This is a genomic window from Kaistella haifensis DSM 19056, from assembly GCF_000735695.2.
Taxonomy (GTDB): Bacteria; Bacteroidota; Bacteroidia; order Flavobacteriales; family Weeksellaceae; genus Kaistella; species Kaistella haifensis.
The window spans coordinates 85738-112074 of record NZ_JASZ02000001.1 but is presented as its reverse complement, the minus strand read 5'-3'; the positions used below and the strand labels follow the sequence as shown (position 1 = coordinate 112074).

The 26337-nt window shown below is 36.8% G+C and carries 29 protein-coding genes and 1 pseudogene; 11 read left to right on the top strand and 19 right to left on the bottom strand.

Features of this window, described 5'->3' with window-relative positions; genetic code table 11:
- Positions 1-62: 62 nt before the first annotated feature.
- The 12 genes and pseudogenes from AP75_RS00600 to hutI form a co-directional block, all read right to left on the bottom strand.
- Positions 63-419 carry a helix-turn-helix domain-containing protein gene (locus AP75_RS00600; RefSeq protein ID WP_031501862.1) on the bottom strand — a complete coding sequence of 119 codons (357 nt, stop codon included), beginning with the start codon at positions 417-419 and terminating at the stop codon, positions 63-65.
- Positions 420-423: 4 nt separating this feature from the next.
- The gene (locus tag AP75_RS00595; protein ID WP_088263426.1) at positions 424-717 is read right to left on the bottom strand and encodes a type II toxin-antitoxin system HigB family toxin; all 294 of its coding nucleotides are present in this window, start codon (positions 715-717) and stop codon (positions 424-426) included.
- A gap of 77 nt (positions 718-794) precedes the next feature.
- A pseudogene (locus AP75_RS00590) lies at positions 795-1207 on the bottom strand (PaaI family thioesterase).
- A gap of 117 nt (positions 1208-1324) precedes the next feature.
- A complete protein-coding gene (locus AP75_RS00585) occupies positions 1325-2455 on the bottom strand; it encodes a 3-hydroxyacyl-CoA dehydrogenase NAD-binding domain-containing protein (RefSeq protein WP_088263379.1) in 1131 nt (376 codons plus the stop codon).
- 67 nt (positions 2456-2522) lie between these two features.
- Complete coding sequence (locus AP75_RS00580; RefSeq protein WP_031501860.1) at positions 2523-2876, bottom strand: four helix bundle protein; 354 nt, start codon at positions 2874-2876, stop codon at positions 2523-2525.
- Positions 2877-2915: 39 nt separating this feature from the next.
- A complete protein-coding gene (locus tag AP75_RS00575) occupies positions 2916-3713 on the bottom strand; it encodes an enoyl-CoA hydratase/isomerase family protein (protein WP_031501858.1) in 798 nt (265 codons plus the stop codon).
- A 126-nt stretch (positions 3714-3839) separates the two neighbouring features.
- The gene (gene paaD, locus AP75_RS00570; RefSeq protein ID WP_031502939.1) at positions 3840-4304 is read right to left on the bottom strand and encodes a 1,2-phenylacetyl-CoA epoxidase subunit PaaD; all 465 of its coding nucleotides are present in this window, start codon (positions 4302-4304) and stop codon (positions 3840-3842) included.
- 32 nt (positions 4305-4336) lie between these two features.
- A complete protein-coding gene (locus AP75_RS00565; RefSeq protein ID WP_143755757.1) occupies positions 4337-5119 on the bottom strand; it encodes a hypothetical protein in 783 nt (260 codons plus the stop codon).
- A gap of 116 nt (positions 5120-5235) precedes the next feature.
- Positions 5236-5985, bottom strand: a complete 750-nt coding sequence (paaC, locus tag AP75_RS00560) for a 1,2-phenylacetyl-CoA epoxidase subunit PaaC (protein ID WP_031502944.1) — start codon at positions 5983-5985, stop codon at positions 5236-5238.
- 84 nt (positions 5986-6069) lie between these two features.
- Complete coding sequence (gene paaB, locus AP75_RS00555; protein ID WP_031502947.1) at positions 6070-6351, bottom strand: 1,2-phenylacetyl-CoA epoxidase subunit PaaB; 282 nt, start codon at positions 6349-6351, stop codon at positions 6070-6072.
- Positions 6352-6384: 33 nt separating this feature from the next.
- On the bottom strand, positions 6385-7455 hold the full coding sequence (locus tag AP75_RS00550) for a DUF695 domain-containing protein (RefSeq protein ID WP_031502949.1): 1071 nt from the start codon (positions 7453-7455) through the stop codon (positions 6385-6387).
- Between the two features lie 3 nt (positions 7456-7458).
- Positions 7459-8682, bottom strand: coding sequence for an imidazolonepropionase (hutI, locus tag AP75_RS00545; protein WP_031502951.1), 1224 nt, complete (start codon positions 8680-8682; stop codon positions 7459-7461).
- Between the two features lie 149 nt (positions 8683-8831).
- On the opposite strand from hutI, the gene ruvB reads away from it, so the two are divergent.
- From ruvB to AP75_RS00510, 7 genes are all read left to right on the top strand, one after another.
- The gene (gene ruvB / locus AP75_RS00540) at positions 8832-9854 is read left to right on the top strand and encodes a Holliday junction branch migration DNA helicase RuvB (RefSeq protein ID WP_031502952.1); all 1023 of its coding nucleotides are present in this window, start codon (positions 8832-8834) and stop codon (positions 9852-9854) included.
- Positions 9855-9865: 11 nt separating this feature from the next.
- Positions 9866-10957 carry a WG repeat-containing protein gene (locus AP75_RS00535; protein ID WP_031502954.1) on the top strand — a complete coding sequence of 364 codons (1092 nt, stop codon included), beginning with the start codon at positions 9866-9868 and terminating at the stop codon, positions 10955-10957.
- The gene (locus tag AP75_RS00530) at positions 10958-11563 is read left to right on the top strand and encodes an FMN-binding negative transcriptional regulator (protein WP_031502956.1); all 606 of its coding nucleotides are present in this window, start codon (positions 10958-10960) and stop codon (positions 11561-11563) included.
- A 108-nt stretch (positions 11564-11671) separates the two neighbouring features.
- Positions 11672-12049 carry a GxxExxY protein gene (locus AP75_RS00525; RefSeq protein WP_031502958.1) on the top strand — a complete coding sequence of 126 codons (378 nt, stop codon included), beginning with the start codon at positions 11672-11674 and terminating at the stop codon, positions 12047-12049.
- A 162-nt stretch (positions 12050-12211) separates the two neighbouring features.
- A complete protein-coding gene (locus AP75_RS00520) occupies positions 12212-13078 on the top strand; it encodes an MBL fold metallo-hydrolase (protein ID WP_031502960.1) in 867 nt (288 codons plus the stop codon).
- A gap of 18 nt (positions 13079-13096) precedes the next feature.
- Positions 13097-13723 (top strand): dephospho-CoA kinase, encoded by a 627-nt coding sequence (coaE, locus tag AP75_RS00515; RefSeq protein WP_088263377.1) that lies wholly within the window; start codon positions 13097-13099, stop codon positions 13721-13723.
- 102 nt (positions 13724-13825) lie between these two features.
- A complete protein-coding gene (locus AP75_RS00510; RefSeq protein WP_031501441.1) occupies positions 13826-15091 on the top strand; it encodes an alkaline phosphatase family protein in 1266 nt (421 codons plus the stop codon).
- Positions 15092-15147: 56 nt separating this feature from the next.
- On the opposite strand, the gene AP75_RS00505 is transcribed toward AP75_RS00510, so the two are convergent.
- The 5 genes from AP75_RS00505 to dinB all read right to left on the bottom strand — a co-directional run bounded on the left by AP75_RS00505 (position 15148) and on the right by dinB (position 21186).
- Complete coding sequence (locus tag AP75_RS00505) at positions 15148-16206, bottom strand: NAD(P)-dependent alcohol dehydrogenase (RefSeq protein WP_031501442.1); 1059 nt, start codon at positions 16204-16206, stop codon at positions 15148-15150.
- 102 nt (positions 16207-16308) lie between these two features.
- Complete coding sequence (locus AP75_RS00500; RefSeq protein ID WP_088263376.1) at positions 16309-17886, bottom strand: Na+/H+ antiporter; 1578 nt, start codon at positions 17884-17886, stop codon at positions 16309-16311.
- A 48-nt stretch (positions 17887-17934) separates the two neighbouring features.
- Positions 17935-18324 carry a barstar family protein gene (locus tag AP75_RS00495; RefSeq protein WP_031501443.1) on the bottom strand — a complete coding sequence of 130 codons (390 nt, stop codon included), beginning with the start codon at positions 18322-18324 and terminating at the stop codon, positions 17935-17937.
- A gap of 14 nt (positions 18325-18338) precedes the next feature.
- Entirely contained in the window at positions 18339-19811 is a 1473-nt protein-coding gene (gene amyA / locus AP75_RS00490) for an alpha-amylase (RefSeq protein ID WP_031501444.1), read from the bottom strand.
- A 292-nt stretch (positions 19812-20103) separates the two neighbouring features.
- On the bottom strand, positions 20104-21186 hold the full coding sequence (dinB, locus tag AP75_RS00485; protein ID WP_031501445.1) for a DNA polymerase IV: 1083 nt from the start codon (positions 21184-21186) through the stop codon (positions 20104-20106).
- Positions 21187-21357: 171 nt separating this feature from the next.
- On the opposite strand from dinB, the gene AP75_RS00480 reads away from it, so the two are divergent.
- Positions 21358-22119, top strand: coding sequence for an NYN domain-containing protein (locus AP75_RS00480; protein WP_031501446.1), 762 nt, complete (start codon positions 21358-21360; stop codon positions 22117-22119).
- A gap of 74 nt (positions 22120-22193) precedes the next feature.
- Here the strand turns inward: AP75_RS00480 and AP75_RS00475 are convergent, their stop codons facing one another.
- Positions 22194-23012, bottom strand: coding sequence for a purine-nucleoside phosphorylase (locus AP75_RS00475; RefSeq protein WP_031501447.1), 819 nt, complete (start codon positions 23010-23012; stop codon positions 22194-22196).
- Positions 22996-24021, bottom strand: coding sequence for a tetraacyldisaccharide 4'-kinase (gene lpxK, locus AP75_RS00470; protein ID WP_031501448.1), 1026 nt, complete (start codon positions 24019-24021; stop codon positions 22996-22998). Before lpxK ends, AP75_RS00475 begins: the two co-directional genes overlap by 17 nt.
- A 173-nt stretch (positions 24022-24194) precedes the next feature.
- On the opposite strand from lpxK, the gene AP75_RS00465 reads away from it, so the two are divergent.
- Genes AP75_RS00465 through AP75_RS00455 form a run of 3 tightly spaced genes read left to right on the top strand, consistent with a single transcriptional unit; the run spans position 24195 to position 26334 of the window.
- Positions 24195-25178 carry a D-alanine--D-alanine ligase gene (locus AP75_RS00465; RefSeq protein ID WP_031501449.1) on the top strand — a complete coding sequence of 328 codons (984 nt, stop codon included), beginning with the start codon at positions 24195-24197 and terminating at the stop codon, positions 25176-25178.
- A 30-nt stretch (positions 25179-25208) separates the two neighbouring features.
- A complete protein-coding gene (gene coaD, locus AP75_RS00460) occupies positions 25209-25667 on the top strand; it encodes a pantetheine-phosphate adenylyltransferase (RefSeq protein ID WP_031501450.1) in 459 nt (152 codons plus the stop codon).
- Between the two features lie 34 nt (positions 25668-25701).
- Entirely contained in the window at positions 25702-26334 is a 633-nt protein-coding gene (locus tag AP75_RS00455; protein ID WP_088263375.1) for a trimeric intracellular cation channel family protein, read from the top strand.
- Positions 26335-26337: the final 3 nt, after the last annotated feature.

Here is a 26337-nt window from a genome sequence, read left to right as displayed (position 1 = left end):
TCAAAATAAAAAAACTTCAAAAATTGTTTTTGAAGTTGAGTTTTGATGATTATTTTCTAAGATTAATAGGCTTGAAGGAGCACTTCTGAGGGGATTTTCATGATGGAATGCAGGTTTCTGATCATTTCCAATGATAGTTTTCTTTTCTTATTTAAAATTTCACTGGCCCGGCTTTTCAAACCGATAACTTTTGCCAAATCATTTTGGGAATAATCCATTTGTTCCATCCGGAATTTTATTGCTTCAATAGGATCTGGCAAATCAATCGGAAAGTTTTCATCTTCATATTTTTCAATGAGAATTCCTAAAACTTCTAATTCGTCGCCTTCTTTTGTTCCTTTTTTTGCATCAAAAATTTCTTCCAATCTAATTAATGCATCGGAATAATCTTGTTCAGTTTTGATTGGTTTAATTTCCATCTTTTTAAATTTCGTTGGCGTCAATTTTATCATATTCGGCGTGAGTACCAATAAATCGAATCCAGATCATTTGATAATCGTAATTGAGTTTCACAATGAGCCGATAATGATTTCCTTTAATATTAAAGACGATTCTTTGATCATTTAAAATACTTGCACTAGTATATTCACTTTTGATATCGTGAGCATTTTTCCACTCTGCAACGCTTGCTTCCTTAAACCACGATTTTAGTTGCTGCTCACAATCATTGTGTTTTTCCCAAAATTCACGAAGAATTTTTTTCGCTATGACTCTCAAAACCAAATAATTTGATACAAATATAACAAAAAAATTCCCAAAATGGGAATTGTGAAATATTTTTATGAGAATTGAATTTACAAATCTGTCACCTTCTTATCAACTTTATAAACTGTTCCCCGAAAAGCAGCGACCAATTCCTGTTTTTGGTTCGTGATTTTGATGTCGTAAATTCCGGTTTTACGTGTGTTGGAAATTAGAACGCTTTCTGCTCTCAAAATATCGCCCATTTTCACGGCTTTGGTGAAATTGATGGTACAATTCAGTGCGACCGAAGCTTCGTTGGTATTGTTGCTTGAAAAGCCAGTGCTGAATCGGCGAAGGAAAAAGTAATACCGCCGTGAACGGTTTTCAGTCCGTTGATCATTTCCCGTTTAACAGGCATTTCAATTAAGCAATATTTTTCGCGGATTTCAATCAGTTTTATTCCCATCCATTGAGAGAATTCATCCTGATTGAGCATGTATTGGGCAGTTTCGTGTGAAGTCATAATTTAATTTTCAATTTACCAATCTACCGGTTTACCAATTTACCAATTTTGTAATGAGAATATTCAATCCTAATTTGCCCATTTTCAAATTGTTACATTTTCTACATTGTTACATTGTTACATTGTACGAAGTGCAGGACTTTGTCGATACCGTTCTTCCTGATATTCTTCGTATAAGTTTTGAAGCGTTTCTGAAATTTTTCCGTAACCGATTTCTTTTCCCCAAGCTAGAAGTCCTTTCGGGTAATTCACGCCTTTTTGCATCGCCAATTCTAGATCTTCATCGCTGGCAATTTTCAATCTTTTGGCTTCTACAGCTTCGTTGATGAGCATTGAAATAATTCGCATGAAAATCTTCTCGTAGAGTTTTTCATCTTTTTGAGGCAAAGGTTTTTCCACGCCTTCAGCATAATCGTAAAACCCTTTTCCTGTTTTTCTGCCGAGTAATTTTGCCTCGCTCATTCTCTGTTGAAGCAAACTGGGTTTATATTTAGGATCGAAAAAATAATCCTGATAAACGGTTTTAGTAACCGAAAAATTAACATCAATTCCAATTAAATCCATCAATTCAAATGGTCCCATTTTGAAATTTCCCAGCGTTCGCATCGCATCATCAACTTGTTCAATTGTTGCCAAATTTTCTTCGACAATTCTTAAAGCTTCGCCGTAAAAAGGTCGGGCAATTCGGTTCACGATAAATCCGGGAACATCTTTCGCTATCACCGGAGTTTTTCCCCAGCTTTTTATTAAACTAAAAATCTCGTCAGCTAAATTTTCTTTCGTTAAAAGTCCGGGAATGATTTCTACCAAAGGCATCAGCGGCGCCGGATTGAAAAAATGAATTCCGATAAAACGTTCCGGATTTTTCAGTTCCGAAGATAGGGAAGTGATAGAAATAGAAGATGTATTGCTTGCAATCACACAATTTTCGGAAACTATTTCTTCTAAATTTTGAAAAACTTTGGTTTTAATTTCTTTGCTTTCAATAATGGCTTCAATAACCAAATCACAAGTTGCAAAATCCTGAAGTTCGTTGCAAGGTTTTATTTTACTGAAAATTTCTTCGCTTTGTTCGGGCGTAATTTTCTGTTTTTCGACCAATCTTTGTAAAGTGTTTTTTAAAATTAATAAAGATTTTTCGGTTTGTGCAGAATTGGTATCGTACAAAAGCACCTCGCATCCGGAAGTTGCTGCCACTTGCGCAATTCCAATCCCCATCGTTCCGGAACCGATTATTCCTATGAACATAATTTGATAATTTGATAATTAGTAAATTTGATAATGATGCAAAGTGAAATCATTGGTACTGTATTTATTACTTTTGTTTTGAAGTAGAAATAATTTTTGATAATATTAGAACGATATTTTTCAAATTGGAAATCAAAGAATCGTCGGGAGTTTTCAAATATGGCGAGTTATTACACAATTGCAACCAATATTCCGTTTCGTCCGCTTCTTTGGCAGCAATTTTCATTTTATGAATAAAATCGGCTTTGCTTTCAGCATTTTGCGCTTCACGAACATTTGCGCCAATGGAAGTTCCTGACTTAAAAATCTGATTAGCCAATGAGAATTTTTTTTGTTCGAAAATGTTCTCAGAAAACTCGATAATTTGAAGAGCAAACTCGAAAGTTTTAGTCACGATTATATTTTCTTTATCATTTCTCATCATTTTCAAATTTACCAATTATCTGATTTTCAAATTGCTCTATTTTCCTTTGTAATTTGGTTTTCTTTTTTCTAAAAAAGCGGTAACTCCTTCTCGGAAATCTTCTGTTTCAGCGGCTTCTTGTTGCAAAATTCCTTCAACGTCGAGCTGTTCGCTTAGGGAATTTTCATAAGATTCATTGAAAGCTTTTTTCGTTAAAGAAATTGCTTTCGTAGGTAAATTTGAAAGTGTTGTAAGCACTTCCATCGCACTTTCCATGAAATTTTCGTCAGGGAAAACATCAGCAATTAAGCCCATATTTTTCGCTTCGGTTGCGGAAAGTTTTTTCCCGGTAAACGCCAAATAATTTGCTTGTTGACGGCCTAAAAGTTTTGGTAACCAATATGTTCCTCCCGTATCTGGAATCAAACCAATATTCACAAATGCCTGCGAAAAATAAGATGATTCTGTAGCTAAAGAAATATCACAAATCAATGCCAACATGGCTCCTGCTCCAACTGCAGCACCATTTACCAAAGAAACTACCGGTTTTTTTGCATGTGCAATTTCTTTCACCAACGGATTATAATAATCGATCACTATTTTTTGGATAATTCGGTCGTCTTCAGCGTTTCCTAATGATAATGCTTCTTTCAAATTTTGTCCGGAACAAAACGCTTTTCCACGACCAGAAATCGCGATACAACGTACTTCTGGGTTTTTCGAAGCTTCATGAACAAAGGTTCGCAGCTCTTTGAGTAAAATTTTGTTTAAACTGTTGAAAGTTTCGGGCTGATTGAGGTAAGCGATTTGAAGTTTACCTTCCAGAAGAGATTCTATTTCGAGTTGAGTGTACATAGCTTTTAATTTGAAAATTTAACAATGAGTTTGATTTGAAAATCATGCGTTTTCACAAAGATAAAGTTTAATTATTAAGAAAAATGAAGGTTATAATGCTTTGAATAATGAAATTTTCAAATTGAATTAATGGCATTTAAAATAATCGAAAGGTTCCAAACAATCGTTGCATTGGTAACTCGCTTTGCAAAGTGTGGAACCGAAACGGCTGATCTGTTTGGTGTCTTCGGAGCTGCAACGTGGACATTTTTTTGGAATGTTGAGGTGATCTTCGTGAGAACCTGTTTCCGGCGGTGTAATTCCATAAGCGCGAAGTTTTTCTCGAGCTTCGTCGGTAATCCAGTCGGTCGTCCAAACCGGAGACATTTTGGTAGTAACTTTCGCTGAAATTCCTTTCTCTTTAAAAAGTTTGATGATGTCTTCTTCAATATTAAACATCGCCGGACACGCAGAATAAGTCGGTGTAATCACTATTTCCGCTTCATTTTCAGAAATCATTTTTGCCTCGCGCACAATTCCGAGTTCCACGATGTTGATCACGGGAATTTCGGGATCGGGAATTTGGGATAATATTTTTAAGAGATTTTGCAAAATTTATAAATAAATAAACTATATACAGACTTTTAACGATATATAATTTGATATGTTGATTTTTCAAATAATTTATTATTGGATGTCATTTCGCTTGAAATCACATTTCCCAATTTATCATAGGTATATTTATAACAGGAAGAATTGTAAGGCTTACCAGTAAAATAATAGGAATTTTTAGATATAATATTTCCTGCCTTGTCGTAAGTAATCAGTGAATATAAAGAATAATTTTTATTTTTTTCATCATTAAAAATAAATTCACCCCTTTTAGTTTGTCCTTTTTTATTAAAGTATTTTTTTAATGTTATATTATCCTTTACATTGTTGGTAAAAGATAAAATTTCTACCATTCTATTTTTATAATCAATTAGGAATTTTTCGTTTTGCAATGTTTTATTATTAATGCTATATGATGTGATTTCTGTTAGATTCTTATTACGGTCATATTTAAAATCATTCTCCAGAACAAATTCATTATTGGTTTTAATCTTTCTTTTAGTAAGTTTTTTATTTTTATCGTAGAAGAAATAACTTGTAGAGTTAAAATTTACACTATTAAAGTTGGAGTTTATCAACAAATTTTTATGATAGCTGAATGTTGTAGTATCTGGTTGAATACCTTTGTTGTAAATATCAATCCTTTTAATGATTTTGTTTTTATTATTAAAAAAATAATGTTGATTCTCTTTTTGAACAATGGTGTCTTTTGTTTCGGATGAATAAGTCTCTGTGTTTACAATAATTTCTGCAACTTTCCCTTTAACATTCTGAAATTCCTGCCACGATTCTGGTTCCGATACTTCTAACTTCATTGTTTGGCATGAAATCATTAAATAGGACAATAATAGAATAGAAAGGATTTTTACCGATTTTTTGATCATGTCAAAATTGTAAAATTGCTATATTACTTAATTGTTCCACTAAAAAATTACCAAACACAATTCGGGTAAGTTCGCTGCATATATTGCAATTCGCAAAGAATGTAACCAAAATATTCCGTGTGATAGCCGGTTCTGGAACCTTTTTGCATGAATGCGTTTTCCGGAATTTCAATGCCGAAATTGTTGAAATCTTCGGTTACTTTTTCCTTCCAAATTTCATAAAGTTTTTCAGAATTCGGAACGATGTGTAATTTCACCAAATCCTTTTCACCATTAGTTTCAGCAAACATTCCTGCGGTGTATTCCCAAAGGTTTTCTACAGCGTTTTTTAGTCGTGTCTTGCTTTCTTCGGTTCCGTCGGCAAACATTTTCACCCAAGTCGAAGCGTGGGTATAGTGGTATTTCACTTCTTTCAAAGATTTTTCGGCGATGGCGGCAATTTGTTCATCGCTGCTTTCCATCAATGCTTCATAGGCGATTTTTTGATACAGCGAAAAGAAATAAACTTTCAAAATTGTGTTTGCGTAGTCACCATTGGGAAGCTCTGATAGTTGGCAATTCAAGTATTCTTTTTCCAGACGAAGAAATGCTAAATCGTCTTCGGTTTTGCCTTCATTTTGAATTTGAGCTGCATATTTATAGAAATTACTCGATTGACCGAGATAATCTAGCGCAATATTCGTAAGTGCAATATCTTCTTCCAGATATGGACCTTGACCGCAGAGTTCGCCCAATCTTTGACCGAAAATCAAAGTGTCGTCGGCAAGTTTTAAGAGATAATTAAAAAGTGGATTCATTTTTATTTGAGATTGAAGAGCCAAGGATTAAAAGTCCAGATTGTTGGTTCTGATTCTTTGTGCTTGAATCTTGTTTCTAAGTATTTACATGTTTTTCACATCGTTTGGGATTTCGTAGAAAGTCGGGTGGCGATACAATTTATCATCGGCCGGATCGAAAAACGCTTCCTTGTCTACGCCCTCCGAAGTTACCATATATTTGCTTGGAACTACCCAAATAGAAGTTCCTTCCATTCTTCTGGTGTATACATCTCTTGCTGCTTGAAGCGCCATTTCGGCAGTTGCCGCCTGTACGGTTCCTGCATGTTTATGGGAAAGTCCGGGTTTTGTTTGGATGAAAACTTCCCACATTTCTAAGTTGCTCATTGTATTATTTTTGAGGCGTTAAGATAATTATTTTTAATGAATTCCGTATCGCTCAAAGGATTGCCAGTATTTGTCTTTATAAATTTCGAAAGTGATATTGTATTGTGGATATTTGCGAGTGGTTTCTGCCAGAATTTTTGAAATCTTCCGGAAATCTTTGCTGGCAAAGTATATTTCTCGAATGTGTTCTGCGGTTTCTCGTCCGATATTTAGGTCTCCTTCTTCTGGTTTTAAATCTACAAGCATTTCATCTTCAATAGCATTTAGCATTTCGTAATCTTCGTTATCAGGAAATCCACTTTCGTCATCTCCTTTATATTCAATTCTTAACACGGAAATCCAAGGATGGGAAGCTTTTTTGTTCCATCGCAACAAATCTGTATTTACAGTTGCAATTAACGGAAAGCCATTTGTCAATGTAGCTTCAAAAAGAGAAAAAGAATCTTCGTTTGTTTGAATTTTAGAACCTTTGTGTTTATCTATAAACTCTCTTTCGCGCCAGTTTAAATAATCTTTAAGCTTTTCAATAGGAATTAACTCTTTTTCTGCTTCATTTTTTCCTGCAATTCTGAAATTATCAATTTGGGTTAAAAAATTTAGTTCGCCAAGATAATTATCGATGAAGATGAAGGTTCCGTTGGCGATTTCATTTCTGTTGTCATCATTTAAATCTTCATGAATAAATGTTAAATCAATTTCGTCAGGATAATTCTCATCATCATTGGCATAAAAGAAAATGTTTTCTTTGGTGAGTTCAAAATCTTCCATTGTGATAGAAGTGTTTTTAATGTCAGATTCTGGTTTTAAAGCAGTAAACCGCCAGTTTTCCAATGACGGAGCAGCTTCAATAAGTTCTTCTGCGTACACAATATCTTTAATGTTTCCATCAACAGTGATGATGAGCTCGGCCGTGCTTTCATCAAACATTCCTGTCAGATAAAGTAAATCCTCATTTATGGATTTCAATTCTGGCGCAATGATATCTAGAAATTTTTCTTCAATATCTTTGTGGCTTTTTACAACTTGAAAAAACGTTTCTTTATTTTCGCTAAAAAACGTCCAAAACTTTTGGTAAGACGTATTTTGATCTGATGTTTCTTTCATATTTTAAATTTTTTCTCCGTCAACGAAAACGTTTGCTGCATTCAGGCTGCCTTGTTGATATAGAATATTCTGGAAATTGTCGGTTTCGAAGGCGACAAAATCTGCTTTTTTGCCTTTTTCAAGTTGGCCACGATCTTCCAAACCAAGTGAGAACGCCGATCGAAACGTAATTCCCGCCAAAACTTCTGCCGTAGAAAGTTTTTCGAAAGTCGCCAAAATGGAAGCTTGCGTAATAAGATTTCCCATCGGCGCGGAACCCGGATTCCAGTCTGAAGCGATGGCTAAAATTCCGTTTTTGTCTAAAATTTTTCTTGCCGGTGAAAATTTCTCTCCCAAACCTAAACTCGCTCCAGGAAGAGCAATCGCCACCGTTTCCGATGAGGCGATAAAATCGATGTCTTCATCCGCCGTAGCTTCCAAATGATCGGCTGATTTTGCGCCAACTTCCACTGCAATCCTCGAACTTCCGGGTGTGAACTGATCAGCGTGAACGGTAATTTCAAAACCCATTTCTTTCGCTTTCATGAGGAAATTTCGGCTTTCCTCCGGCTGAAATGCAGATTTTTCAATGAAAATATCAACCCTTTTTGCCAGATTTTCTTCTTTTACTTTTGGTAAAATTTTATTTAAAATATATTGAAGATATTCCACATTATCACCTTCGAAATCTCGTGGTTTCAAATGGGCAGAAAGGCAGGTCGGGACTAAAGTGGCTTTGGTAAAATTTTGCGCTTTCTTGATCACGCGGAGCATTTTCAGCTCGTTTTCCACATCCAAACCGTAACCGGATTTTATTTCAATCGTGGTAATTCCTAAAGAGATTAAAAAATGAATTCTTTCTAAAGTGGTTTTCAGCAATTCGTCCTCCGAAGCTGCTCTCGTATGTTGCACGGAACTCCAGATTCCACCGCCACTTTCGGCAATTTCCAAATAGGTTTTTCCGGCATTTCGCATCGCAAAATCGTTGGCGCGGTTTCCACCGAAACAAATGTGCGTATGTGCATCGGTGAAAGCAGGAAGAGCAACTTGTGTTCCTAATATATTTTCAATTTCAGCTGAAGGATTAGCTTTTTTTAAGGCATCAAAATACCCAACATCAACGATCTTTCCGTTTTCGGAGAGAATTCCTCCGTTTTCGATGATTTCGAGTTGTTCATCTGCCAACTTTCCGCGCAAAGGAAGATTGGCAAGTGTAACGATTTGTTTGAAAGGTCCAGTTATTTTCATATTGGTAAATTTAATATTTAAACATTATGCCGGCAAAGTTTTTTTATCAATGTATAAACTAAGCCCTATATATGGTTGATTTATTAAGGGTTTTGTGTTTAGATAATTAAAATGAATTATCTTTGATTCATTAAATTTAAAACAAAAAAATGCCAGATTTTCTTCACCCTGACCAAGAAAATTTTTCCGAAGAGGAATTGTTACAAGAAGAAAAAATCCGTCCGCAGAGTTTTCAGGATTTTGCCGGACAACGAAAAACATTGGACAATCTAGAAGTTTTTGTGGCAGCTGCCAAAAATCGTGGCGGCTCGCTGGATCATGTTCTTTTGCACGGTCCACCGGGATTGGGAAAAACAACTTTAGCCCACATCATCGCGAATGAATTGGGTGTAGGATGTAAAATTACTTCGGGTCCGGTTTTGGATAAGCCTGGAAGTTTAGCCGGACTTCTTACTAATTTGGAGGAAAACGATGTACTGTTTATTGATGAAATCCACCGACTGTCGCCGATTGTGGAAGAATATCTGTATTCCGCGATGGAAGATTTTAAAATCGATATTATGCTGGAAACCGGTCCCAATGCGCGTTCAGTACAAATCGGTTTGAACCCTTTTACCTTGGTTGGCGCAACCACTCGTTCCGGAATGCTCACCAAACCGATGTTGGCAAGATTCGGAATCCAATCGCGACTGGAATACTACACCGTTGAACTTTTAGGAATGATCATTGAACGAAGTGCGCGGGTTCTCGGGGTTCAGATTTATGAAGATGCTGCATTGGAAATCGCCCGAAGAAGCCGTGGAACGCCCAGAATTGCAAACGCTCTGCTACGAAGAGTTCGGGATTTTGCGGAAATAAAAGGCAATGGTGAAATCGAGATTGAAATTACCAAATTCGCATTAAATTCATTAAATGTTGATGAATTCGGATTGGACGATATGGACAATAAAATTATGCGCGTGATGATCGAAAATTTCCGTGGAAAACCTGTGGGAATCTCAGCTTTGGCGACGTCTATCGGCGAAAATCCTGAAACTTTGGAGGAGGTTTATGAACCATTTCTCATTCAGGAAGGTTTCATTATCAGAACGCCGAGAGGACGGGAAGTAACGGAAAAAGCGTATAAACATTTGAATATTTCCATACCGAAAAGACCGGATCAGCTTTTTTAATTCTTGTTTTTATGAAGAACATTTTTAAATTGATATGGATTCTCGTTCCAATATTTTTCTTTTCGCAGAAAAAAGATACCAATTGGTATGCTTTCTACAATCAGGACTCTACTAAAATTGGTTTTAAAGATGTAGACGGAAATATTAAGCAGCCAGCCAAGTTTGAGCCTTTTATGACGGAACAGATTTTTAAAAAGGTGATTGCCGTGAGTGAGGATTTGTCCTCAGGAATGAGACAAACATACTATCTGAATAAGGAAGGTGAAATCTTTGGTAAGGATAGTGTTTACATTTTTGATTTTGAATATGCATCAGAAAGTGATGGTAAAATAAAATTCAAAGATTATAAGTCTGATCGAGTTGGATTTTTTAATGTTGATGGAAAAGTGGTTATTCCAGCTATTTACGATGATGCAGGCGACTTTCACAATGGAATCGCTGTCATTTATAAAAATGGGAAAAGATGGTGCTACGATAATGAAACGACGAACTCTAAAAACTGTGAACATTATGGCTGGAAAGGAGGAAAAAGTTTTGTCATAAATTCCCAAAATCGCGAATTGTTTCAAATTGCAGATAGAACTGATTTTTCTTATTCGATCGATTATACAAATTTCAAGATCAATGAGAAAGTGGACAAAGATGTTTATACTTCATACAAAGGAAGTGATGGAAACATCTATTCTTTTTACAGTCCAGAAAAAGATTTTGAAAAATGGTTTAATATTAAATTTTTGCCAGATTTCAAGAAGAACAATACCGTATTACCTGAATATTTTTATGATTTAATTTCATCTGATGATAATGATAATCAGCAAAATACAAGATGGAAAAATCATAAAAAAGAAGAATACTTGAAAAATAAACAGCAAAAAATCGATGAGATTTTCAGAAAATTACTTTCAGGAGAATACAAGAAGAATATAAGTTGGGAAAACTCAATGAATTATTCTTATTTTCCGGAAAATGAACTTCCAAAAGAAGACTTGAGAAATAATACAATTATTTCTTTTCTCCCAAGAAAGGCAAATGATTTTTCAGCAATCAATAGTTTTCAGTTCACAAAGATTGGAAATCAGTTTTATATTACATCTGCACCATAAATGTTCATCCCCAAAATCTACAAATACGAAGACGAGGAACTGATGAAAGAAATCATCAGTGAAAACGCTTTTGCGCTTTTAATTTCGGATAAAGAAAAATTAGCCGCGACGCATTCCATGTTTTTGTTGAATGAAAATGAAGAGAATTTCTATCTGGAAACTCATATTTCCAAAGCTAATTTTCAGGCAAAAGTTCTGAAAGATGGCGACGAAGTTTTGTGCGATTTTCTTGGCGCTCATTCTTATATTTCGTCATCTTGGTATAATCATCAAAATGTTTCAACCTGGAATTACGAGGCGGTTCAAATCCGTGGAAAAGTGAAATTGATGAATGATGATGAACTTTATGAACATCTCCGAAAGCTGACTTTTAAATATGAAAAACCTCAAAAATGCCCGATGCTGGTTGAAAATATGGACGATGAATATGTAAAAAATGAAATGAAAGGCGCTTTTGGGATTTATATTTTTCCCACGGAAGTATTCATTGTTAATAAATTAAGTCAGAACAGAAAAGAAGAAGATTTTAAAAACATTATTAAAGAACTAGAGCAATCTTCGGATGAAAATTCGAAGAATATCGCTGAGAAAATGAGAACCCTTTAAACGCAATGAACGCAAAGGAAATTAAAAAAGATAACTCATTTTTGGCGCAAAGGCGTTTCACTTAGAAAAGGCTAAATTCCATTTACTTTTCAATCAAAAAAGCACGTAATGACAGAGAATGAAATTTCAAAAATAATATTTGAAGCCGGATTAAAAATTCATCGAAAAATTGGAATTGGCCTATATGAAACAGTTTATGAACAATGTTTGGCCTACGAATTAAAAAATAGTGGTTTAAAAGTAGAAAAACAAAAAGATATTTCGATCGAATATGAATCCTTATTAATTGAAAAGGCATTCAGAGTTGATTTATTAATTGAAGACAAAGTGATAATAGAGATAAAAGCTGTTCCCGAAATCAATAGTTATCATAGCTATCAACTTTTAAATTATTTAAGAATATCAGGTTGTAAATTGGGTATGATCCTCAATTTTCATTCTGTTTTATTTAAAGACGGCGTAAAAAGACTTGCGAATAAATTATAAATAACGCCCTTGCTAAGCGAAGCGCCTTTGCGCTTTAAAAACCATTAAGTATTTAAAAAAAACCGCGTTCTTTGTGTTAAAAATCATCAACAGAAAAGCCCTGATGTCCGTTGAAATAAAATAAATTGCTAAATTAGAAACGGAAAATCAAAAACAAAATATATGAAATTATATCCAATACAATGTGGGAAATTTAAATTAGACGGCGGCGCTATGTTTGGAGTCGTTCCGAAAACCCTGTGGGAAAAAACCAATCCGGCCGACGAAAAAAATCTTATTGAGCTTGGAACCCGTTCGCTTTTGGTGGAGGATGGCAAAAAATTAATCCTTATCGATTGCGGCCTCGGCAACAAACAAGACGAGAAATTCTTTGGTCATTATTCACTTTGGGGCGATGATTCTTTAGACAAAAACCTTAAAAAATACGGTTTCGTGCGAGAAGATATTACCGATGTTTTTCTTACTCACCTTCATTTCGATCATTGTGGCGGCGCGATTGAATGGAATGATGATAAAACCGGTTACCGTCCCGCCTTTAAAAATGCGCACTTCTGGACCAATGAAGAACACTGGAAATGGGCAACAGAACCCAATCCGCGCGAAAAAGCAAGTTTTTTAAAAGAAAATATCCTCCCGATGCAGGAAAGCGGTCAACTTAACTTTTTGCCAACTCCGCAGAATGGGAATTACGGCTTCGCACCAGACCTTAAAATGGATGTGATCTTTGTAGACGGACACACCGAAAAACAGATGCTTCCCGTGATTCAGTATCAGGAGAAAACGATTGTTTTTGCGGCAGATCTTATCCCTACCGTCGGGCATATTCCGCAGGTTTATGTCATGGGTTACGATACGCGGCCACTTCTGACGATGGAAGAAAAAGCTAAGTTCCTGAAGCAGTGTGTGGACAACGAATATCTTTTGTTTTTCGAGCACGATGCCCATAACGAATTGGCAAGTTTGAAAATGACCGAAAAGGGCGTTCGTCTGGATGAAACCTTCACTATGAACGATGTTTTTGGATATTAATTTGAACGGATTTATAGAATGGAAGAAGAAAGTTTAATAAACAATAAAAAAATTATCGGTCTCACCGGTGGCATCGGCTCAGGGAAAACTACGGTAGCGAAATTCATCGAAGAAATGGGATTTCCGGTGTATTATTCGGATGATCGAGCGAAGGAAATTGTAAATGATGATGAGGTCTTAAAAAATAACATTAAAGAACTTCTAGGCGAAGAAGCTTACGATGAAAACGGATTTTATAATAAAAAAAACGTCTCAGAAATTGTTTTTAATAACGATGAAACACGGCTTCAGCTTAATGCGCTCATTCATCCCGCAGTAAAAATCGATTTTGAAAATTGGGTTAATAAGCAACATGCAGAATTTATTTTTAAAGAAACCGCTCTTTTGTTTGAATTAAATCTTAATGAAAGCTGCTATAAAAGTGTTTTGGTGACCGCCGACGACAATATCCGCATCAAACGCGTGATGGATCGCGACCAAAAAAACTATCGGGAAATTGAAGCGGTTATCGATAAACAAATGCCCGAAAAAGATAAAATAAAACGTGCTGATTTTGTGATCTATAATAATGATGGAATCGATGAACTTAAAGCTGCGACCGAGAAAATGATGGTTAAGTTGAAAGAAGTTTCTCAAAATTCCTAATTTTTTCCATTGATAACAATTTCTCAAATTCCAATTAAATGAAGATTTCTTAATATTCCGGATTCAGATTTTCGGAGTAAATTTGGGTCTCAAAATTTCTCCATGAAGAACTTATTTTCTTTAGCTTTTATTCTGATTTTCGGATGGGCTTTTTCTCAAACCGATACTGCGCAAGTTGTGGTTCCGAACCGAAAAAATACAGCCGCTTCTTTAACAAAATCTTACGTAATTTTAATTTCTGCCGACGGTTTCAGATATGATTATGCCAAAAAATACAATGCGAAAAACATACTGAAACCTGCCGAAAAAGGTGTTTCCGCAAAAGCGATGATTCCCTCTTATCCTTCGATTACGGGACCCAATCACTACACGATGATTACCGGACTTTTCCCATCGCACACCGGTTTTGTTGATAATTATTTCTACGATAAAAAAAGGAATGATCTTTTCGGAATGAGCATGCAGTCAAAGATTTCAGACGGGTCATGGCTCGGCGGTACGCCGCTCTGGAGTCTTGCCGAACAGCAGGGAATGCTCGCAGCTTCTTTGTTTTGGGTTGCTTCCAACAGCGATGCCGGTGGAGTGCGACCAACTTATTATTATCAGTATCATGAAAAGTTTTCAGCCGATCAAAAAATTAATATTGTACTCAATTGGCTGAAACTTCCGGAAGAAAAAAGACCGCATTTTATTACTTTTTACTTTCCCGAAGTTGATAAAAACGGGCATCTGTACGGATCTGAATCTCTGGAAGTACAAAATGCTGTACAGTTTGTCGATGACGCTATCGGTAAACTGATTGAGAAGGTAAATGAACTGCAGCTTCCGAATGTGAATTTCATTTTTGTATCGGATCATGGGATGATTGATGTAGATATAGAAGACACACTTGAAATTCCGGCTCTGCTTCAGGATAAAAACCGTTTCATCATCAATAACTCGCAGACCTTATTGCGCATAACGTTAAAAAATGAAAGTGAAGTGAATCAGGTTTACAGAGAGTTAAAGAAAAATAAAACCAAGGATTACAAAGTCTATCTCACCGAAAAGTTCCCTAAAAGGCTTCATTACCGCACAGCGGATGACAGGTTTAACCGCATCGGGCAGATTTTACTCGTTCCCCACGCTCCAAAAATCTTTCTTGAACCTAACGCACGCAAGACGCCAGGCAAACACGGTTACAATCCATTTAAAGTTCCGAAGATGAGGGCGACTTTCGCTGCTTCCGGTCCAGCTTTCAAAAAAGGAAAAAAAATCGGGCAGTTCCGGAACGTCAATATTTATCCGCTCGTTACCGAAATTCTCGGACTGAAAATTACAGAACCTATCGATGGAAAAAGCTGTACAGCAAAGAAATTCCTTAAATAACAAAAAAAATCCGGCGGGAATTAACCTGCCGGATTTTATCATTATTTCGAAAGTATTTAACCCTTCAGGCTCTGCATATCGATCACAAAACGATAGCGCACATCGCTTTTCAGCATTCTTTCGTACGCTTCATTGATGTTTTGCATATTGATCATTTCTATTTCCGGAAGGATATTTTTCTCACCACAGAAATCGAGCATTTCTTGGGTTTCTTTGATTCCTCCGATTACTGATCCAGCAACTGATCTTCTTCCACCAATCATCGGTGGAGTGAAAAGTGCATCTTCCATTTTTCCGATGTAACCTACCAATACAAGAGTTCCATTGATATTTAAGGTGCTGATATAAGGATTAATATCGTGGTCGTAAGGAACAGTATCAATAATTAAATCAAATTTTCCTTTTACGGCTTTCATTTCGTTTTCATATGTTGAAATTACTACAGCATCGGCACCCAAATCCAGCGCGTCCTGAATTTTGTCGGGACTTCTGGAAAATAAAGTAACATTGGCGCCCAGACCTTTAGCAAGTTTAATCGCCATGTGTCCCAATCCGCCTAATCCTACTACTGCAACTTTACTCCCTTCCTTTACTTCCCAATGTTTCAACGGAGACCACGTCGTAATCCCAGCACAAAGTAGTGGTGCAACAGCTTTTAAATCTAAATTTTCCGGGATGTGTAGCCCAAAAGCCTCATCAACCACAATTTTTTCGGAGTAACCTCCAAAAGTGTGACCACCCAAAAACACATCTTTTCCGTTGTAAGTTCCTATAGAGCCATTAAGGCAATATTGCTCCAGGTTTTGTTTGCAGCTCTCACATTCTCGGCAAGAATCTACCAGGCAGCCCACACCGGCTAAATCGCCTACTTTGAATTTTGTTACCGCAGAACCTACTTTTGTAATTCGGCCAATGATTTCGTGTCCCGGAACAGAAGGATATTTGGTTCCGCCCCAGTCGTTTCTTGCCGTATGGAGGTCGCTATGGCAAACTCCGCAGTACAAGATATCGATTTCAATATCTGTAGGTGTTACTTCTCTTCTTTCAATTTGCATCAGTTGCAAATCTTTATCTTTTGCTTCGGTTCCGAAGGCTTTTACAGAGGTTGTATTCATATAGATTTTTTAAGACTTCAAATTTATAAAATAGAAAAATGGAGTTGTCATAATTTTTTCTTAAAGTTCTAACTTTTATGAAATAAAACGTTGGGAGAAAATTTATTTTCCGAGACTTAGTCTCTCTTCCTCAAGATCGATCAATCTTAAATGTTTCCGTACAATTTCTTCATCGAGTAGGAGTTCTTCTCGGTTTTTATTGATGAGCCACATTCTTTGATGTTCCAAAATATCAGCTAAAATATGTTGATATTCGGGATAATTAATGATGATTTCGGAACTGTTAATTCTGTTTTCCCAAATTTGAAATTGCTCTTTGAGCGCTGGGATTTGTTCCAACTTGTCGGGGTAATCTTTTTTAATTTTTTCGACGGCAATTTTTGCTAATTCGCTTCTGATTTCATAGTCGATTTCTTTTTCAGATTTAATGAAATCTTTATCTTTTAATTTTACTTTTTTCAGTAAAAGAGGAAGCGTTAAACCTTGCAAAACTAAAGTAAGTAAAATCACTACAAAAGTGATGAAAAGAATGAGGTTACGGTGAGGAAATGGGCTTCCGTCTGCCAAAGTCACCGGTATTGAAAGTGCTGCAGCCAACGAAACCACCCCGCGCATTCCGGTCCAGCCGAGAACTATTGGGACTTTCCAACCGGGAGGCTCGGCATCTGCAACATTGATGAAATTTCGCATAATTAACGTGAAAACAACCGCTCCATAACTGGCGAACATTCTAATGATAATAAGAACTCCGGTGATTACCACCCCATACATCGTTGCTTGAAAAATGCTGGTGTCGCCAAGCCCGGAAACAATGAGCGGAAGATCCAGCCCAATCAGCATAAATACCATTCCGTTGAGTAAAAAACTAAAACTTTGCCAAACATTTATGCTGTGAAGCCGCGATGTTCCACTAAGAAAGTGATGTCGGCGAACTGATAAAAATAATCCACCGCTTACGACCGAAAGTACGCCGGAAGCGTGCAACTCTTCCGCAGCGAGATACATGATAAACGGAGCTGCAAGGGTGAATATGGTATCCATATTGGCGTCAGTTGGTAGTAGTTTATGCATTTTCATAAAGAGAAAAGCAATTAAAATCCCAATTCCTGCTCCGCCTACACACATCCAAATAAAATCCACAATGGCTTGATGCCATATGAATTGCCCTGTTGCCACAGCAATTAAGGCAAAGCGAAAAATAATGAGGGAGGATGCATCATTCAACAAGCTTTCTCCTTCTAAAATAGATTGGAATCTTTTCGGGATCTTTACAAATTTTAAAATAGCTCCTGCACTTACTGCATCTGGTGGAGATACGATTCCGCCTAACAAAAAACCTAATGCCAAAGAAAATCCAGGAATAAGATAGTTTGCAGCAAAAGCGACCACAATTGCAGTAAAAAAAACAACGACAAACGCAAAACTAAAGACAATTCTTCGCCATCTCCAAAGTTCTTTCCAAGAAGAATTCCATGCGGCTTCATATAGCAAGGGCGGCAAGAAAATAAAGAAGATGAGTTCTGGCTCGATCTCTACAATTGGAGTACCCGGAATAAAACTAATTCCCAATCCCGCTAAAACCAAAAGAACAGGGTAAGCTACTTTTATCTTTTTCGCAAGCATGATAAGCAGCACAATGACAATGACTAACGTAAGATAGAAGGCCAAATCTTGCAACATTTCCAAAAATTTCAGTAAAAATAATGCAAAACCGGCAATTTTTTTCGATTAATTTTTAATTAGTATAATATTGTCGTGATTGGCTATGATTTCTAAGACAATTTCGAAGAAAGTAAGTCCTACACCATTATGCAGTTCATCTATTTTACTTAGAACAAATTTACGGTTAAAAATTTCTGGAGATTTCAGTTTGTTTTGATAAAACTCCAAGGTTGTTTGAAAGCCTAGTGATTTTTGGTTTTGTACCATATCTTTCCATATCAGTTGGATTTTTTCTTTTCCTTTAATCTCACCGAAAGATCCGTATAACATATCATTGAAAGCATCTAAACTCTGCGCAATTTTCCAATTTTCATGTAACATAAAAACTCGATTTACTTCCTCGTAGAAGGTCTCGATATTATTGATGTTTTTGCCTTCAATAATAATTTTTTTCATCAGAATTTTTTCAGTTATTCGGGAACCCAAACCGAGACATTTCCTGCCGGAACCGGAAAATTTCCCCATCCGTTTTCGTCAATGGTAATTTTTTCGGAAAACCATCCCATAAAATCATAGAATTGCTTACCTGCATATTTTTCACCCATTTCCATTGGTTTTTCGTAAGCATCTTTGTTGCTTAAAACTACTGCGCAACCAGCGTGTTCGTCGTCACCTTCGCGGGTCCAGGCAAGACAGTTCGCATCTTCAAAATAATCTTTTTGCGCTCCATAAGCGAATTGTTGTCGCGCTTTCAATAGTTCTTCAATTTTTTCTACTTTATCGAGAAATATTTCCTGATCGTTTCCTTCCTTATCTTTATCGGCGTAATGTGCGCCAAATAAATCCGGATAAAACACACAAGGATATCCGTTTTCTCGAAGGAGAATTAATGCATAAGCCAAAGGTTTGAACCATTTTTCAACAGGAGCTTCCAACGCTTGAAGTGGTTGTGTATCGTGATTATCGACGACGGTTACAGAAAATGCGGGATTCAGTAAAGTCAAGGTTTCATCAAATATTTTTCGTAAATCATAATCCGCACCTTCTTTGGAAGCGATGTGAAAATTTTGTTGAAGCGAAGAATCGAACAAACTCATGCAACCTTCGGTGGCTTCGATGTAATCTTGCAAAAGATTTACCTCGCCAGGAGCCCAATACTCACCGACGGCGAAAATATTTTTATCTGTATTTTCTCGAAGTTTGTAAAGCCATTCTTTGTAGAAAACCGGAGATTGATGTTTCACCGCGTCTAACCGAAGTCCGTCGAAATGAATCTGGCCGTGATACCATTTGCCCCATTTGTCGAGCTCTTCGCGAACGAATGGGTTTCGGTGATCGATATCGTTGTACATCAGATAATCGTAATTCCCTTTTTCGGTATCGATCATCTCTTCCCAACCATCTCCGAAATCGTGGATGATTTGGTAAATTCCTTCTTCCTGACCTTCCGCATAATCTACGCCAGAAAAGCAGGTGAAATTCCATTCGAAGTCTGAATATTTTTTTTCACGATTCGGAAAAGTGAATTTCGTGTAACTTTCAATTTCAAAAGGTTCTGAAATATTTTCTTGTCGGTTTTCGGGATTTACTTTTACGGCATGGAACTTTTCTTTTTCGTCGCCACCGGCTTTATGATTCAAAACAATATCGGCAATTACGGAAATGCCGTTTTCTTGTAAAGTTTTGCAAGCGTTGACATATTGTTCTTTTGATCCGTATTTAGTCGGGATGGTTCCTTTTTGATCAAATTCTCCCAAGTCAAATAAATCATAGGGATCATAACCTACAGAAAACCCGCCGCCATTGGCCTTATATGCAGGCGGAAACCAAACCGCGGAAATTCCCAATTGTTTTAAGTATTCTGCAGAATCTTTCGCGTGATCATATAGTTTTGAATTTCCTTCGGAATACCAATGGAAAAACTGAATCATGGTTGCATTCATTATTGATGAATTTTGATTGGTGAAGTTAGCAAAAACAAGTCCAATATTTAGGGGAAAAAGGAGATTTCATAAATTAAACCAATGCAATTGCATTCAAGGTCATCCAAAAGTCTATTTTTTAATCCCCGAAAGTTTAGTGTTTTGAAATTGACGATGAGTTTACTATTTAAATTTTTTGAAATTAATTTATTGTAAAAGCAATATTTAAACTGAATAAAGAGCTTATGTGGAAAACATTATCAAAAGTGGAAGGAACGAATTTTTTTGTTTAAATTTTTAAAACAATGAATTATTATTCGTATTCTGTAAAAGGAATTTTTAACTGTACCGAAACCTGCTTTTTTTCTAAAGTGTTGAGGTTAGAAAGCGAAAGCCCCAACAACCGAACTGGTTTATCGAAGGGACGAAGTTCCCAAAGTTTTTTAGCTGTTTCATAAAATTCGAAGTGATTTAAAAAATAAGTTTCCTTGGTTTTGCTGCGGGTATATTGGGTGAAATCTTTGTATTTAATTTTTAGAGTTAATGTTTTTCCTTTGATTTCTTTTTTGCTAAGTCGGTTTTCAAGCTCCTGGCTGATGGTTTTTAGCTGAGCGAAAACAGCTTCTTCATCCAAAAGATTGTCCCAGAAAGTTTCTTCCACGGCCACACTTTTCTGGATGCGATGAGGTTTTACTTCACCGTGATGAATTCCTCGGACGACATTGTAATAATAATTTCCCGATTTCCCGAAAAGCCGGATCAGTTCTTCCAAAGATTTTTTCTTTAAGTCGGCACCTTTATAAATATGCAATTCATGCATTTTGTTGGATGTTACTTTCCCGATTCCGTAGAATTTTTCAATCGGCAAATCTTCCATAAACTCCAAAATTTGAGTTGGATGAATGGTTTTCTGTCCGTTAGGTTTGTGGTAGTCGGAAGCGACTTTTGCAAGAAATTTATTCACCGAAATTCCAGCAGAGGCTGTAAGTCCGGTTTTTTCATAAATCTTTTTGCGTATTTCCCTTGCAATATCGTTGGCAGAAGAAATTCCTTTTTTATTTTCGGTGACATCCAAGTAGGCTTCATCTAAAGAAAGCGGTTCAACAAGATCGGTATATTCATGAAAAATCTCGCGAATTTGCATTGAGATCTCCTTGTAACGCTGAAACCTGGGTTTCACGACAATTAAATGCGGACATTTTTCCAAGGCCATTCTTCCGGGCATTGCGGATCGAACTCCATATTTTCGGGCTTCGTAACTTGCGGCAGCTACCACACCATATTGTCCGCCACCTACACAAACCGGTTTTCCGCGAAGTTCTGGATTGTCTTGCTGCTCCACGGAAGCATAAAATGCGTCCATATCAACATGAATGATTTTTCGGTGGCTTTCCATTGGGTAAAATTAGCAATTGTAACCGAAAATTGATGAGAATTGAAAAGTCTTTGCGATCATTTTCCTTTCATTAAATTGTATTTATCGGCCTTTTAGTGGCTTTATTTGAAAGATTTAATGTAAATTTGGGTAAATTGTACAAAGTGCAATCATTAAAAAAAGATAAAAAATATGACCGACGATAAATTAGCCGTACTCATCGATGCAGATAATGTTCCTTATAAAAATGTGAAGGAAATGCTGGAAGAAATTTCGAAAAACGGAACGCCAACCATCAAAAGAATTTATGCTGATTGGACCAAACCGACCGTTTCCGGATGGAAGAATGTTTTGCTTGAAAACGCCATCACGCCGATTCAGCAATACAGCTACACAACCGGAAAAAACTCTAGCGATAGCGCCTTAATCATTGATGCGATGGATATTTTGTATTCGGAAAAAGTTACTGGATTTTGTATTGTTTCCAGCGATAGCGATTTTACAAGATTGGCCACCCGATTGCGAGAAGCCGGAATGACCGTCATCGGATTTGGGGAAAAGAAAACACCGAAACCGTTTATTTCAGCTTGCGATAAATTTATTTATCTGGAAATTCTCAACAGCACCGAAGATAGTGAAAGTGTTGAAGAACCTGAAACTACCGTTGCCAAAAAAGCCACCAAAACCAAGAAAAAACAGGAACCATTGAGTAAAATCGATGCCCGAACCGTGAAGTTGATTACCGAAAGCATCAACGCTTTGGCGGATGAGGACGGCTGGACTTTTCTCGGGAATCTCGGAAGTTTCATCATCAAAAAGAAACCCGATTTTGATCCACGAAATTTCGGTTTCCCCAAACTTTTGCCATTAATCAAAAATATCAGCAAAATACAAATCGACGAACGCGAAACTGGAGTGGGAAACATCCGACATATTTATGTGAAAGTGAAGTAATTTGCTTTAAATTTTTAACCAAACAAAAACGCACCTTCGAATAAGATGCGTTTTTTTATTTTTAATGAAAAAAATTAGTCGTTATAATTTTTCACTAAACCTTTCACGATGGTAATTACGTTTGGCATTGCTTTGTTCGCAGCTTGCAAAACTTCTTCATGAGAAACAGTAAAAGCGATTTCTGGTCCGCCAACATCGGTGATGATAGAAATTCCGAAACAATTCATTCCTTGATGTTTGGCAACAATCACTTCCGGTACTGTGCTCATTCCCACTGCATCGCCGCCGATTGCTCTGATCATTCCGTATTCAGCGGGAGTTTCGAAGGTTGGGCCTTGCAGCGCAACATAGCAACCTTGGTGGATTTTGATCTCGGATTCTTTAGCCACGTTTTCCGCGATTTCGATCATTTTTCGGTGATAAGGTTCGCTCATATCGACAAATCTCGGCCCGAATTCGTCGAGGTTTTTCCCTCGAAGTGGATGTTCCGGTAGCATGTTGATATGGTCATTAATAATCATAATATCCGCTACACGAAAATCAGGATTTACTCCTCCGGCGGCATTAGAAACTATTAAATTTTTAATTCCTAAAAGATGAAAAACTCGAAACGGAAAAACTACCGTCTGAATATCATGACCTTCGTAATAATGAAATCTGCCGCTCATCATCAGTACTTTTTTGCCTTCGAGCGTTCCATAAATTAGTTTTCCTCCGTGTCCGGCAACGGTTGTTTGCGAAAAATTGGGAATATCATGATAATCCAAAGTGTGAATCGGTTCTACTTCATTTTTCAAAGCACCCAAACCGGAACCTAAAACGATTGCGAAATCTGGAACATCTTGAATGATTTGCTTAATGAAATCGGCTGTTTCTTTAATTTTTGCTAACATAATTTAGGATGATTTGGTTGAATTCTTCCTGTCGGTCGATATGTACATTAATTGGCCAATAATACACGATTTCCCGGAGATAATCGAAAGTCTTGAGTCTTACATAATCTTTTTCGGTGGTCAATATTATTTTGTATTCGCCAAGTTTTTTATATTCTGCGATGATGGTTTTGATGTCCTGATCGCTGAAATTATGATGATCTTTGAACTTCAAATGTTTTACACGCTGAGAAAATTTAGCCAAATGATTCAAAAGCGGTTTTGGATTCGCAATTCCGGTGATGAGCAAGATATCGTAATAACTTAAATTATTATCGGGAAGCGATTGGGTTTTATTATAAATATTTTCATCATAACCAATGCTCGAAAAAAATACTTTTTGGTAATGCTGAGGTTTTATTCTTGAAATGTAATATTGTTTTTTCTCCTCGGTTAAATCGTCCGGACATTTGGAAACCATAATGATCTGTGCTCTTTTTGCACCGCTTCGACTTTCTCGTAAATCGCCTGCAGGCAACAAAAAATCTTTAAAATAAGGATCATTGTAATCCGTCATTAAGATGTTGAAACCCGGTTTTATCGCTCGGTGTTGGTAAGCATCATCCAGAATGAGGACGTTCAAATCCATATCGGCAATCATTTTTTTTGCTCCGGGAACTCTTTTTTCCGAAACTCCGATTACAAAACGGTTTTTGAATCTCTCGAAAAGCTGCATCGCTTCGTCGCCCACGGTTTTGTAATTGCTATCGTAGTTGGTAATTCCGTAGCCTTTGGTCAATCGGCCGTAACCGCGAGAAAGAACCCCGGTTCGGTAATGTTTTGAAAGCAATTCTGCCAAATACATCACCATGGGCGATTTTCCACTTCCGCCTACGGAGAGGTTTCCAACATTGATGATTGGTGTTTTCAGTGTAGTCGATTTAATGATCCTCCAGTCATACATTAGGTTTCGGATGCTTGTAACCAAATGATAAACCAGAGAAAAAGGGTAGAGATACCATCTTTTCATAGGTTGCAAAAATACATTTTTTTAGCACGAAAGAAAAGTCCTGAACGATGGTTTTTAGGAAATTTTATTGTATAAATTATCCAGAAAATAATTTGCTGAAACAACAATATATTTCCATAATAAAGGCAATTTTTCAACAATTTGTTTAAATTTGCTTTACTTACATAAAAACAATGAACAAGAAAAATGTCGCCGTGGTAATGGGAGGTTATTCTGATGAATATAAAGTTTCTCTCAAAAGCGGACAGCTGATTTACGATTCTCTCGATCGGGAGTTGTATAATGTGTATAAAGTGGTCATTTTAAAAGACGAATGGTATTTCCTCGATGACCGCGAACAAAAAGTTCCTATTAACAAAGCCGATTTTTCTGTCGATCTTGAAAGTGGTTTCACAGTGAAGTTTGATGTTTGTTTTAATATTATTCACGGAAAACCTGGTGAAAATGGTGAGTTGCAAGCGTACTGGGATACCATAGGACAAAAATATACCGGCTGTGGTTTTTATCAAAGTGCATTAACTTTTAATAAAAAAGATACGCTGGCTGTCCTTTCAAAATACGGCATTCCTTCAGCAAAAAGTATTTATCTAAGAAATGGCGAATCCGTAAATGAATCACAAATTATCAATGAATTGGGTCTTCCATTGTTTGTGAAACCAAATCAGAGTGGCTCTTCTCTGGGAATTTCAAAAGTAAAAGAAGCTTCCGAACTGAAAGTAGCTTTGGATTTTGCATTTGCGGAAGATGATGAAATTTTAATTGAAAGTTTCCTCAATGGAATGGAAGTTTCTGTGGGTGTGGTCGATTTCAACGGAGAAACAATCGTTTTAGGAATCACGGAAATTGTTCCGCACAAAGAATTCTTCGATTACGAAGCCAAGTACGAAGGAGCATCGGAAGAAATTACTCCTGCGAGAATTGATGATGAGACCCGCCAAAAAGTGGAAGATATTGCTAAAAAAGCGTACAAATCTTTAGGGATGAGCGGATTTTCCCGAAGCGAATTTATCATTATGAACGGAACTCCGTATATGCTCGAAATGAATACCAATCCGGGATTTTCACCAGCAAGTATTCTTCCGCAACAGGCAAAAATCTACGGCATTTCGATTCAGGATCTTTGCGGAAATGAAGTGGAAAAAGCGCTGAAAAAATAAATACGAATCCGATTAACCCCATCACTATTTATGAAAATTGCTGTATTTCCGGGATCTTTTGATCCGATTACTTTAGGACATTACGACATCATTGAAAGAGCAGCTCCGCTTTTCGACAAACTGATTATTGCAATAGGGCAGAATTCTCAGAAAAAATACATGTTTCCCCTCGAAAAAAGAATGGAATTCATCCGCAAATCCACCGAACATTTGTCGAATGTAGAAGTTGATTTTTTTGAAGGACTTACCGTAGATTACTGTTTGCAGAAAAATGCCCAGTTCATCATTCGAGGTCTGAGAAATCCCGCAGATTTCGAATTTGAAAAAGCCATCGCACACACAAACAGAACGCTTGCCCACAAAAAGCTGGAAACCGTTTTCCTGCTTACCTCATCCGGAAAATCATTCATCAGCAGCAGCATTGTTCGCGAAATTATCACACACGGCGGCGAATATGAGCTGTTGGTCCCAGATGCGGTGAGAGTTTGATATTGGTATTAAGCAATAAGCAATAATTCTAACAGTGCATCAGCAATTCAATTTTATCATAGAAATCTTGGGAACCATTTCCTTCGCAATGTCGGGTAGTTTTGCCGCGATGCAAAAACGACTGGATCCTTTTGGCGTGCTTATTATTGCTTTCGTAACTTCCGTTGGAGGCGGAACTGTTAGAGATTTGCTGCTGGATGTTCCTGTTTTTTGGATGCACGATTTGTGGATGTGTTCGCTGATTTTTGTCACAGCGATTCTTTCCATGATTTTTAAATCGATTGAAAAAAAATTCAGTGTTACTTTATTTATCTTTGATAGTTTCGGTCTTGGACTTTTCACAATTATCGGGATTCAGAAAGGTCTAAACGCCGATCTACATCCTTTAATTTGTCTTACTTTAGGAACCATTACGGGATGTTTCGGAGGAATCATTCGCGATATTTTATTGAATCGTATTCCTTTGATTTTCAGAAAAGAAATTTATGCAACTGCCTGTATTGTAGGAGGCGGTGTGTTTCTTTTTCTTGTTAAATATAGTACGCTCTCTTATACTTTTGTCCAAATTTCCACGATTTTGTTAATTGTTGCGATTCGAACATTGGCAGTGAAATATCATTGGCAAATGCCTAAATTCTACGGCAATGAACAAAATGCAGAGATGTAATTT